This is a genomic window from Dryocola sharpae, assembly GCF_051307055.1.
Classification (GTDB): Bacteria; Pseudomonadota; Gammaproteobacteria; order Enterobacterales; family Enterobacteriaceae; genus Dryocola.
Window position 1 is genome coordinate 3,910,188 of sequence record NZ_CP149994.1, and the last position, 12,573, is coordinate 3,922,760.

The 12,573-nt window shown below is 51.3% G+C and carries 9 protein-coding genes; 3 read left to right on the forward strand and 6 right to left on the reverse strand.

The window, feature by feature from the left end; translation table 11 throughout:
• Window positions 1–27: 27 nt before the first annotated feature.
• From silP to silC, 6 genes are all read right to left on the reverse strand, one after another.
• The gene (silP, locus tag WLO31_RS18685) at window positions 28–2,499 is read right to left on the reverse strand and encodes an Ag(+)-translocating P-type ATPase SilP (protein ID WP_129244003.1); all 2,472 of its coding nucleotides are present in this window, start codon (window positions 2,497–2,499) and stop codon (window positions 28–30) included.
• A gap of 97 nt (window positions 2,500–2,596) precedes the next feature.
• Window positions 2,597–3,037, reverse strand: a complete 441-nt coding sequence (locus tag WLO31_RS18690) for a DUF411 domain-containing protein (RefSeq protein WP_002436620.1) — start codon at window positions 3,035–3,037, stop codon at window positions 2,597–2,599.
• A gap of 86 nt (window positions 3,038–3,123) precedes the next feature.
• Window positions 3,124–6,270, reverse strand: a complete 3,147-nt coding sequence (gene silA, locus WLO31_RS18695) for a Cu(+)/Ag(+) efflux RND transporter permease subunit SilA (protein WP_000574021.1) — start codon at window positions 6,268–6,270, stop codon at window positions 3,124–3,126.
• Between the two features lie 10 nt (window positions 6,271–6,280).
• The gene (gene silB / locus WLO31_RS18700) at window positions 6,281–7,573 is read right to left on the reverse strand and encodes a Cu(+)/Ag(+) efflux RND transporter periplasmic adaptor subunit SilB (RefSeq protein WP_001485328.1); all 1,293 of its coding nucleotides are present in this window, start codon (window positions 7,571–7,573) and stop codon (window positions 6,281–6,283) included.
• A 113-nt stretch (window positions 7,574–7,686) separates the two neighbouring features.
• Entirely contained in the window at window positions 7,687–8,040 is a 354-nt protein-coding gene (gene cusF / locus WLO31_RS18705) for a cation efflux system protein CusF (protein WP_001246153.1), read from the reverse strand.
• A gap of 28 nt (window positions 8,041–8,068) precedes the next feature.
• Window positions 8,069–9,454: a Cu(+)/Ag(+) efflux RND transporter outer membrane channel SilC gene (gene silC / locus WLO31_RS18710; protein WP_000475503.1), complete on the reverse strand. Its 1,386-nt coding sequence runs from the start codon at window positions 9,452–9,454 to the stop codon at window positions 8,069–8,071.
• A gap of 189 nt (window positions 9,455–9,643) precedes the next feature.
• Here silC and silR point away from each other — a divergent pair, with 189 nt between their 5' ends.
• The 3 genes from silR (at window position 9,644) to silE (ending at window position 12,473) form a co-directional block, all read left to right on the forward strand.
• On the forward strand, window positions 9,644–10,324 hold the full coding sequence (gene silR / locus WLO31_RS18715) for a copper/silver response regulator transcription factor SilR (RefSeq protein WP_000697968.1): 681 nt from the start codon (window positions 9,644–9,646) through the stop codon (window positions 10,322–10,324).
• Window positions 10,317–11,792 (forward strand): copper/silver sensor histidine kinase SilS, encoded by a 1,476-nt coding sequence (silS, locus tag WLO31_RS18720; RefSeq protein WP_000555738.1) that lies wholly within the window; start codon window positions 10,317–10,319, stop codon window positions 11,790–11,792. Before silR ends, silS begins: the two co-directional genes overlap by 8 nt.
• Before the next feature lie 249 nt (window positions 11,793–12,041).
• Window positions 12,042–12,473 carry a silver-binding protein SilE gene (silE, locus tag WLO31_RS18725; protein ID WP_006785880.1) on the forward strand — a complete coding sequence of 144 codons (432 nt, stop codon included), beginning with the start codon at window positions 12,042–12,044 and terminating at the stop codon, window positions 12,471–12,473.
• Window positions 12,474–12,573 lie beyond the last annotated feature (100 nt).

Consider the following 12,573-nt stretch of genomic DNA (forward strand, 5'->3'; position numbering starts at 1 on the left):
TGTTCGTAACAGCCCCTTCACTCAGTGTTATTTCCCGAGCCTGACACTTTTCAGACGCAACGCATTCACAATGACGCTGACGGAGGAAAGAGCCATGGCCGCCGCCGCAATAACTGGCGACAGCAGTATTCCATACACAGGATAAAGCAGACCTGCAGCCACAGGCACGCCAAGTGCGTTGTAGATAAATGCAAAAAACAGATTCTGTCGGATATTTTTCATGGTGATTTCTGACAGATGACGGGCCCTGTTCAGTATCATCAAGTCGCCTTTGAGAAGGGTGACTCCGGCACTTTCAATTGCCACATCTGTACCCGTTCCCATGGCTATACCCACGTCAGCCGCTGCCAGCGCCGGGGCATCATTCACACCGTCTCCGGCCATCGCAACCACATGGCCAGACGCTTTCAGTCGGGTTATCACTGCTTTTTTGCCATCCGGCAGAATCCCGGCTTCAACCTCATCTATTCCCAGTTTCCGTGCGACTGCTTCAGCGGTAAGCTGGTTATCCCCGGTGAGCATAACGATGCGGATCCCCGCCTGACGCAAAGCTTTAAGCGCATCCGGCGTGGTTGCTTTCACGGGATCCGAGATAGCTATCAGGCCTGCAAGGTGCCCGTCTGTGGCCACATAGATAACGGTAGCGCCTTCCATCCGCAACGTATCCGCAACGGCCTTTTGATTATCAATAACGATACTGTTTTCCTGCATAGCCAGTTCATTACCAATAACAACCCGTTGACCTTCGACATCGCCTGAGACACCTTTACCCGACGGCGCATTGAAATGAGTGACTGCGGGTATTGCGATCCCCTTTTCCTGTGCTGCTTTAACTACTGCCATACCCAGCGGATGCTGCGAGCCTTTTTCCACTGCGGCCGTTACACGCAAAAGAGATGTTTCCCCACCCGGATTGAGACTGATAATCCCTGTCACCGTCGGCGAACCTTCCGTGAGCGTGCCTGTTTTGTCGACAACCAGCGTGTCCACTTTTTCAAGACGCTCAAGGGCTTCGGCATTCTTGATTAACACCCCGGCCTGGGCTCCTTTGCCCACCCCCACCATTATCGACATCGGCGTGGCCAGCCCCAGCGCGCAGGGACAGGCAATAATCAGGACCGACACAGCCGCAATGAGACCGTGCGCCATCCTGGGCTCGGGCCCCCAGACAGACCAGATCATGAAAGCAACAACCGCGATAAGTATCACCAGAGGAACAAACCAGCCTGAAACGCTGTCAGCCATTCTCTGGATGGGGGCCCGCGAACGCTGTGCATCAGCGACCATCTGAACAATTCGTGAGAGCATCGTTTCATCACCGACTTTCTCTGCACGGATGATAAGACTACCTGTCTGATTAATGGTCCCCCCGATGACAGGGTCACCCTCCGTTTTGGTAACAGGCATAGATTCCCCGGTCACCATCGATTCATCAACGGTTGTTTTGCCTTCGACCACGATACCGTCGACCGGAATACTCTCTCCAGGTCTGATGCGGAGCTTATCGCCAGGCAGGACATCTTCCGCATTAATATCCGTTTCATGACCGTCTTGATCCAGCCGCCTGGCGGTTTTGGGGGCAAGGTTAAGAAGCGCAGTAATGGCACCTGAGGTTTGTTCCCTTGCCCGCAATTCAAGGACCTGTCCCAGCAGAACAAGCACCGTAATAACAGCTGCGGCTTCAAAATAAATGGCCACCAGGCCATCCATGTTTCTGAACGATGCAGGAAACCAGGAGGGGAAGACGGTTGCAATGACGCTGTAAACCCAGGCTACGCCGGTCCCCATTGCAACAAGGGTAAACATATTCAGGGAGCGGTTACGTAACGACATTCCGGCCCGGGCGAAGAATGGCCAGCCACACCACAAAACGACAGGAGAGGCCAGAAGTAACTGCAGCCATGTGTTGTACTGTGGCGGTACTGTATTCCTCAAAGCGGGAAACAGATGAGAACCCATTTCGAGTATCAGAACCGGAAACGCCAGCAACAACCCCAGCCAGAAGCGTCTTGTCATGTCGCGAAGTTCATCACTCGTCCCCGTGGATGCCGTAGCTACGAGCGGCTCCAGTGCCATTCCACAGACAGGACAGCTTCCGGGACCACTACGGCGTATCTCCGGATGCATCGGACATGTCCACACACCTTCAGAAATCTCTTTCTCCGCCTGGCGGTGAGACTGTTTTATCTTATCAGGGCTGACTTCATGGTGGTCGTGGTGATGGTGATGTTCACTGGCATCTTCGGTAAAATAATGATCGGGATGGGCTTTAAATTTGCTCTCACAGCTGGCGGAGCAGAAATAAAGCTGATGGTCCTGGTATCGAATGCTGCTGTGCGCCTTGTCAGGCAGGATGACCATCCCGCACACGGGATCTCTCACCTTATGCAATGCGTGACTCTCGTCCGGGGATGATGTCTGCTCAGAAGCAGTCTGGTTGTTATGTTCCACTGCATTGTCATTTTTCACAGTAACTCTCCTTATGCATATCTGAAGCATTTTCTGTCTTCAGGATATGTCATGGATGCGATTACCACGAATGCCGCCGGCATAAGAGTGCCTGCTGCCGGCGTCCCGTTATCAGCCGTTCCGCTGACTATTCGATTCGCTGGAAGACTTTTTTACTGCCCTCCGGTGAGAATGCGATAACATCGTAAGCCTCTTTTCGGGCCCCCATCTCCATTCCCGGACTTCCTGCTGGCATACCGGGGGTGGCGAGACCGTATATACCCGAACCAGACTGCATGGCCTTATGTATCGTTGCCGCAGGCACATGGCCTTCAATGATCAAATTACCTACAACCGCGGTATGACAACTTCGTAGTCCAGCAGGAACAGCATGCTTTTCTTTCAGGGCTGACAGCGCCTGATCATTCATGACGTGAGTTCGCACTTCGAACCCGTCTTTTTCCATCGCTTTGCCCCACAGGGAACAACAGCCACAGTTTTCAGATTTGTACATATCAATGACTTTTTCACTCGCCATTGCAGGCAGTGACAGGCCGAGAGCCAGGGCCATTAGAACCACTTTTTTCATACTCACCTCTGTATATTATCGATATAAACCCTGACGTCAGGGTGAATCAGTGCAGAAGGACGCCCACTGGGGGCGCCCTTTCAGGGTTATGACACGCTTTTTTTATGTCTGCGCAGCCAGATTAATTTGTAGGCGGCAGGAATAATGAACAGGGACAGCAGCGGAGCCGTGATCATCCCACCAATCATTGGCGCAGCAATACGGCTCATGACTTCTGAACCTGCGCCGGTTCCCCAGAGTATTGGCAGCAGACCCGCAATGATCACCGCCACGGTCATGGCTTTCGGCCGGACACGCAGTACGGCACCATGATAGAGGGCTTCATCAAGACCTTCCGGTGTGAACGTCTCTTTACGGGACAATTCCGGGTGCGCTTCAATGGCATGACGCAGATACATCAGCATGACCACGCCAAACTCTGCTGCCACCCCGGCCAGGGCGATAAACCCGGTTCCGGTCGCCACTGACATATGGAAGCCCTGCCAGTACAGGAACCATATTCCGCCAACCAGGGCGAACGGCAGGCTCATCAGGATCAGCAGGGCTTCGTCAACCCGGCGGAATGCCAGATACAACAGGATGAAAATGATCATCACCGTCATCGGCACCATCAGCTTCAGTTTCTTGTTGGCATGCTCAAGCAGTTCAAACTGTCCGGAGAATGCCACACTGGTTCCCGGTCTCAGTTTCACTTTCTCGCTGATGGCCGTCTTAATGTCGTTAACCACCGACACCATGTCCCTGCCGCGGGCATCAACATAAATCCAGCTGGCTGGCCGGGCATTTTCGGTTTTCAGCATGGTTGGTCCAGAAACGACGTTAATATCCGCGACATCGCCCAGCGTGATCTGCTGCTTCATCGGGGTCAGGATCGGCATCTGTTTCAGCGCCTGCGGACTGTTCCGGTAATCCTGCGGGTAGCGAATGTTAATAGGGTACCGGGCCACCCCTTCAACCGTCTCACCCACCATAGCACCTCCGATTGCTGAAGAGACGAACAGCTGGACATCACCTACCGTCATCCCGTAGCGGGAGGCTTTCTCCCGGTTGATATCGATATCGATGTAGCGCCCGCCCTCAAGTCGCTCAGCCAGGACAGACACCACGCCAGGCACGGTTTTGGCTACCGCCTCGATACTCTGCGCCGTCGCGTCGATATCGGACAGAACAGTCCCGGACACTTTGATACCTATCGGGCTTTTGATCCCGGTTGAGAGCATATCAATACGGTTACGGATAGGCGGCACCCAGAGGTTTGCCAGACCCGGTAAACGGACTGTCCTGTCGAGTTCATCAATAATCTTGTCAATTGTCATGCCGGGACGCCACTGATCCTCAGGTTTGAGCTGGATCGTGGTTTCCACCATTTCGAGCGGCGCGGAATCCGTTGCGGTCTCTGCTTTACCGGTCTTGCCAAATACAGAAGCCACTTCAGGAACGCTTTTGATTAACTTGTCTGTTGTCTGCAGGAGCGCTGCAGCTTCTGCCGGAGAGACGCCAGGCAAGGTCGACGGCATATACAGCAGATCGCCCTCGTTAATCTTCGGCAGAAATTCACCGCCCACCTGACTCAGTGGCCAGATAACCGTGAAAATGGACAAGGCCGCAACCAGCAGGGTTGTTTTTGGCCAGTGGAGGACCCGCAGCAGCAAAGGATGATACGCTTTGATCAGCACCCGGTTCAGGGGGTTACTTGTCTCGGCAGGAATTTTCCCCCGGATCCAGAATCCCATCAGAATAGGAATGACGATGATGGCCAGTGCGGCCGCTCCCGCCATGGAGTACGTTTTCGTGAATGCCAGCGGGCCAAACAGACGACCTTCCTGCCCTTCCAGGGTAAAGATAGGAATAAAGGACAGGGTGATGATCAGCAGGCTAATGAACAACGCGGGTCCCACTTCCACGGAGGCGTCGGTAATCACCTTCCAGCGGGTGGCGTTGTCAATCTGCTCACCCGGATGCTGATGATCCCACTCCTCAAGCCGTTTGTGCGCATTTTCAATCATCACAATGGCGGCATCCACCATCGCACCGACGGCAATCGCTATCCCTCCCAGCGACATGATATTGGCGTTCAGTCCCTGGAAGTGCATGACGATAAAGGCGATACACAGGCCAAGCGGCAGAGAGATAATCGCCACCAGGGCAGAACGTACGTGCCACAGGAACAGAGCACAGACGATGGCCACCACGATAAACTCTTCCAGAAGTTTGGAACTGAGGTTATCAATCGCCCGGTCGATTAACTGGCTGCGATCGTAGGTGGTCACGATTTCAACGCCTTCCGGCAGGCTGGCCTTCAGCGTCTCCAGTTTATCCCTCACTGCCGTGATAACGTCGCGCGCATTTTTACCCGACCGCAGGATCACCACGCCGCCAGCGACTTCTCCCTGGCCGTTCAGCTCGGCAATACCACGCCTCATTTCGGGCCCGGTCTGCACGCGGGCAACATCCCGCAGATAAACCGGCACGCCGTTCTCACCTGTTTTCAGGACGATGTTATTAAAATCATCAATGCTCTGAAGATAACCGCTGGCACGGACCATATACTCCGCTTCGGCCATTTCAACGGATGAGCCACCGGCCTCCTGGTTAGACGATTCAAGTGCCTGTTTCACTTCGGGCAGGCTGATACCGTACTGGGACAGTTTTACCGGATTGACCTGAATCTGGTACTGTTTCACCACGCCGCCAACCGAAGCGACCTCAGCCACGTTCGGGATGGTTTTCAGCTCAAATTTCAGGAACCAGTCCTGCAGAGAGCGCAGTTCTGAAAGGTCGTGTTTTCCGTTGCGATCGACAAGGGCATATTCAAATATCCAGCCCACTCCCGTGGCGTCCGGGCCGATTTCAGAGCTCACACCCGCAGGCAGTTTGCCCTGAACCTGATTCAGGTATTCCAGCACGCGCGAACGGGCCCAGTACAGATCGGTGCCGTCTTCAAAAATGACATACACATACGAATCACCGAACTGTGAAAAGCCACGCACGGTTTTTGCGCCAGGTACGGACAGCATGGTGGTGGTAAGCGGATAGGTGACCTGGTTTTCTACAATCTGCGGGGCCTGTCCGGGATAGCTGGTTTTAATAATGACCTGCACATCTGACAGGTCAGGCAGCGCATCGACCGGCGTGTTAATTATCGTCCATGTGCCCCAGATGCTGAGAAACAGTGCGCCCATCATGACCAGGAAACGGTTGGCGACAGAGCGCCGGATAATCCATTCAATCATCGTCGTCTCCTCAGTGCCCTGAATGCATATTTACAGGCTGCTCAGACATTGCTGGCATACTGTTTTCTGTTTTTTCAGGGTGGCGCATACGTTCCAGCGCGCCCGTAATATTGGCTTCGGAGTCAATGAGGAACAGGCCACTGACCACCACGGTATCGCCTTCATTCAGGCCGGAGCCAATGCCGGACTGTTGCTGTGATTCATGCAGAACGTGGATCTGTTTCGGCACAAACTTGCCTTCATCATCAACAGTAATCACGCGCTGTTCTTTGCCGGTATCGATAACGGCCTGGCTTGGTATCAGCAGCATCTCCTGGCTCTTGGTATTCAGTTTCAGATAGGCATTCATGCCCGGCTTGAGAAACTCATCCTTATTAGAAACCTGGAGACGGACCTGAAGCGTACGGGTTGTCTGATCCACGCTGGGAAGAATGTTCCATTTTTCGACATGGAATGTTTTATCCGGATAAGCCGGTACCGAAATTTCAAACTGCGACGTATCTTTCAGCAGATATGCGATAGATTCTGGCACTGCAGCGCTGATCCAGACCGGGTCCATCCCCTGAATCTGAGCCACTACTTTATCTTTCGAAATATTCATTCCGGTGCGCAGGTCAAACGCAGTAATGACACCATCAATAGGTGCTTTAATGGTAAAACGGGTCTGGATTGTGCGGGTTGAACGCAGCCTTTGAATATCCTCTTCCGGCATACCAGCTAGACGAAGTCGCTCCAGAACCCCTTTTATCTGGGTTGACGTACCGCCTGTACCGGATAACAGCAGGAACTCACTTTGTGCCTCAACCCATTCAGGAATGGTGATATCGATAAGCGGAGTGCCTTTCTTCACATGATCGCCAATCGTCAGGGGATACACTTTTTCGACGAAACCGTCAGAGCGCGCCTGCACAATGACAAACTGATACTCGTTGTAACTGACATTAGCCGGGATTGTCTGAGAATAATTCAGCATTCCTCGCGTGACTTTTTGCGTTTTTAATCCCAGATTCTGAACCTGCGTTGGATCGATACGGATCCCGCCACTGCTTTTATCGCCGCTTTCATCAGCATATTTTGGCACCAGGTCCATATCCATAAAGGGAGATTTTCCGGGTTTATCAAATTTGGTATCCGGTTTCATCGGGTCATACCAGAAAAGTACCTTTCGCTCCGGTGCCTTTTGTTCGGTTTGTACTGTTTTTTGTGATGAGTTTACATACTGCCAGGCAGTAACCGATATCAGCCCTCCTGCTATGAGGCTGCTGATAATTATTGCAGCATATTTTATCTTTAAAGAAGCCATACAATTTCTCGCTGAAAAATCAAAACACCTGGCATATGCGCCCGATCATTCATTCACAGTAATCCCTTAATGAATGTTCAGGCGCACTGGATGTATTCGCTCCGGACTGATAATCAGGATTGCGTAACGTTAATGCTTTTGAGTAAGGAGATATTGCCCTGCTGAATAAACGAGAAATCGACATGGTTGCCGGTTTTCAGGGCATTGATAGCGTCGTCTGCATTAACAAAAGTGAAGCGCATGGTCATTGCAGGCCAGCCCACAGCAGGGATTGCTTCGTGCGAAATGGTAATCTTTTTACTATTCATATCAATGTCTTTAACGACACCGGTGCCCTTGATAACCTGCTGTACCGAAGCATCACTGGCAGCATTCATATCGCCATGCTGATGTGTTTCAGCATGAAGACCGGCAGAAAACATGACAGAGAAGGCACCAAATAAAACGGCTTTAAGTGAATTACGCATTTTTAATTTCCTGATTAATTAAATAAATTTACTCTACCCAACCGCCACCCAGCGCGGTAAACAGATTAATTTCGTTAACCTGTCGGGAATAGGTAAGATCGAGAATGGTTTGCTGCGTAGCGAAGAGGGAACGTTCTGCATCCAGCACTTCGATGTAACTGACAGCACCACTTGCATATAATCCTCTGGCACGCTGGAGAGTTATCTGAAGTGAATCAAGATAACGCTGCTGTGACTCAAGTTGCTGGCTAAGGCTGTCGCGCAGCGCAAGCGTGTCGGAAACATCCTTAAAGGCTGACTGAATTTTTTGTTCGTAATTAACCACCGATTGTTGCTGGCGAATTTCAGCCAGCTTCAGATTGGCTTTATTCCTGCCAGCATTAAAAATAGGAATTTCAATTTTAGGGATAAAATTCCACATTCCACTTCCTGACGTAAACAGGCTTGACAGCTCCGTACTGCTTGCGGAAAGACCACTGGTCAGGGTAATGGAGGGGAAAAAGGCCGCTCGCGCTGCGCCAATATTGGCATCAGCCGCTTTCAGCTGATATTCCGCTTCCATAATATCCGGTCGCTGCAGCAAAATTTGTGAAGATAGATTTGGTGGCAATTTTACTGGTGCGATCTCCCCGCCTTTCATCCCTTTTTCTGACGGAAGTGCGCGGTACGTTCCCAGCACCAGTTGCAGGGCATTGTTTGCCTGAGCCAGATCGCCTTCTCGTTTGGCTATTTCGGCGCGGGTACTTTCGATTTGTCCTCTCGCCTGTTCAAGTGCCAGAACGTTCGTACTCCCGGTCACGAGCTGTTGCTCAACGAAAGCATAGGACTGTTCATAATTTTTCAGCGTTTCCCGCGCAATACGGAGTTGTTCGTACGCCAGTTGCTGGCTGAAATAGCTCTGTGAAACGTTGGAGACCAGCAGGATGTGTACGGCCCGACGGGCTTCTTCGCTGGCAAAGTAGTTCTGGCGGTCAGCATCACTCATGTTCTTAAGTTTGCCGAAAAAATCGAGCTCATAGCTGAGCTCCAGTCTCGCGTCGTACTCCTGTGTGGTCGGCTTGTCACCTTTCAGACCACCGCTGTATGTTATCCCGGATGAGGCATTCAGCTGGGGGTAACGATCTGCATCCGTGACGTTGAACTGGGCTCGGGCCTCTTCAACCTTCAGGGCAGCCATTCTCAAATCACGGTTATTAGTCAGAGCTTCACCGATCAACCGGGTAACCTGGGGATCGACAAAAAAGTTACGCCAGCCCGTATCCTGATAGCCATTTACCGCTGGCGTCAGGCTGTTATGGGACAGTGAAAACTGCTGGGGTACCGGTGCTGCGGGCCGCTGATATTCAGGCGCAAGCGACACGCAGCCTGCCAGGATGAATATCGTGCTAATGCTGAGTAATTTTAATTTGAACATAACGCTTCTCGTCCAGGCAGACCTGGTAAATGGTTCAAATGAAGTCCAGAGTATTGATAGGGGTACTTTACCTAACGCTCTCTGTTTGCCGAGTGACAGGATAATGACAATGTTGTCATTTTTGCTGTAATCCGTTGATAACGATCGTGGGCGCAATAGAATGACATTAGCAGCCAGCCGGGGAGCAAGATGAAAATATTGATCGTCGAAGACGAAATTAAAACAGGTGAATATCTCAGCAAAGGGCTTACAGAGGCAGGGTTCGTAGTGGATCACGCTGATAATGGTCTTACCGGATATCATCTCGCCATGACAGCCGAGTATGATTTAGTCATTCTGGATATCATGCTACCTGATGTGAACGGCTGGGATATCATCCGCATGCTGCGCACTGCCGGAAAGGGTATGCCGGTCTTACTGCTGACAGCCCTCGGCACGATCGAACATAGGGTCAAAGGACTGGAACTGGGTGCGGACGATTATCTGGTTAAACCCTTTGCGTTTGCCGAACTGCTCGCCCGGGTGAGAACCCTTCTGAGGCGGGGAAACACGATGATCACGGAAAGCCAGTTTAAGGTGGCTGACCTCTCGATTGATCTCGTATCCAGAAAAGTCAGTCGCGCCGGAAACCGCATTGTGCTCACCAGTAAAGAGTTCAGCCTGCTGGAATTCTTCATTCGCCATCAGGGAGAGGTTCTTCCCCGCTCCCTGATTGCCTCTCAGGTCTGGGACATGAATTTTGACAGCGACACTAATGCGATCGATGTCGCAGTAAAGCGACTCCGCGCTAAAATAGACAACGATTACGAGACAAAGCTGATCCAGACAGTCCGGGGCGTGGGCTACATGCTGGAGGTCCCGGATGCATAGCAAACCTTCCAGACGCCCTTTCTCACTCGCTCTGCGGCTGACCTTTTTTATCAGCCTGTCCACGATACTGGCTTTTATCGCCTTCACCTGGTTTATGCTGCATTCTGTTGAAAATCATTTTGCCGAGCAGGATGTCAGCGATCTTCAACAAATCAGCACCACACTGAACCGTATACTGCAGTCCCCGGTGGATCCGGATGATAAAAAAATAAGCAAAATAAAGGAATCAATTGCCAGCTACCGCAACGTTGCCCTTTTGCTCCTCAATCCCAGGGGTGAAGTGCTCTTTAGCTCAGCTCAGGGGGCGGCACTACGCCCGGCAGTGAATTCAGCAGATTTTAGCGAGCACAGCCGCGCACGGGATGTCTTTCTCTGGACGGTGGAGGATCCTGCGGGACCGATGGATACCGGGTCCGAAATGAAGATGGAAACATACAGGATTATCGCCTCCTCTGGTCAGGCGATATTTCAGGGCAAACAGCAGAACTATGTCATGCTGACTGGCCTATCCATTAATTTCCATCTCCATTACCTCGATGCGCTGAAAAAGAACCTGATTGCGATTGCCGTCGTGATAAGCCTGTTGATTGTTCTGATCATTCGAATCGCTGTCCGTCAGGGGCACCTGCCCCTTCGTAATGTCAGCAATGCCATTAAAAACATCACCTCCGAGAATCTTGATGCGCGACTGGAACCGACACGCGTTCCCATTGAGCTGGAGCAACTGGTTATCTCGTTCAATCATATGATTGGAAAGATTGAGGATGTCTTTACCCGCCAGGCCAATTTCTCTGCCGATATCGCGCATGAGATCAGAACGCCCATCACCAATCTGGTGACGCAGACTGAAATCGCACTGAGTCAGGATCGAACACAGAGGGAACTTGAGGATGTCCTCTATTCCAGTCTTGAAGAGTATAACCGGATGACCAAAATGGTCAGCGATATGCTGTTCCTGGCACAGGCAGATAATAATCAGCTGATACCTGACAGGGTCATGTTTGACCTCAGAGCGGAAGTCATGAAAGTCTTCGAGTTTTTCGAAGCCTGGGCCGAAGAACGCAATATCACGCTCAAATTTAACGGGATGCCCTGTCTGGTCGAGGGAGATCCACAAATGTTTAGAAGAGCGATCAATAATCTGTTATCCAATGCCCTGCGTTATACCCCTGAGGGACAGGCAATCACCGTCTCAATAAGAAAACAGGGGAGCTTTTTTGACCTTGTGATTGAAAATCCGGGGAAACCAATCCCTGAAGAGCATTTATCAAGGCTGTTTGACCGTTTTTATCGGGTGGATCCGTCCAGACAACGAAAAGGAGAAGGCAGCGGCATCGGTCTTGCGATTGTGAAGTCAATCGTGGAAGCACATCACGGAAGAGTGCATGTGGAATCGGATATACGCTCGACACGTTTTATTTTATCCGTACCCAGACTGGAGAAAATGATTCCGGATCCCCAACACTGAGAATAAAGATTTAAATGACAAAGATGTCATTAGCCTGTCATGCAGCAAACAGAAGCCATTCGATATAATTAGTGCAACTTATCAGGAAGGCTGGATTGCTTCATCAATACCCGGCGTCAGAGTACGCCAGGAATGAATATCCAGCCATCTCCCGGAGAAATAAGAACTGCCGAACCTGTTTAAGTTATGAAACTGAAAACACCGGTTGTACTTCCCCGGACATCATTAATTGAGAAATGGAGAGTTATCATGAAAAATATCGTATTAGCATCTTTGCTGGGCTTTGGTTTAATTTCTTCGGCCTGGGCCACTGAAACCGTGAATATCCATGAGCGCGTCAACAATGCACAGGCCCCTGCTCACCAGATGCAGTCTGCTGCGGCTCCTGTCGGGATCCAGGGGACTGCTCCCCGTATGACCGGTATGGACCAGCATGAACAGGCCATTATTGCTCATGAAACCATGACGAACGGATCGGCAGATGCGCACCAGAAAATGGTGGAAAGTCATCAGAAGATGATGGGAAATAACACAGTATCCACGACCGTCCCTTCAACGTCTTACGCGGCGATGGATGAGCATGAAAGAGCAGCGGTTGCCCATGAATTCATGAATAACGGTCAGTCCGGCCCACATCAGGCCATGGCCGAAGCGCACCGCCGCATGATCAATGTAGGCTGAATGCGACTGTAGTATCCGTGCTTTTTACCCTTTCCTTGATAGATTATTCCTTAACCGGATATGTTGTGACATTTTTGCCCCCATCAGGGGGCTTTTTTAT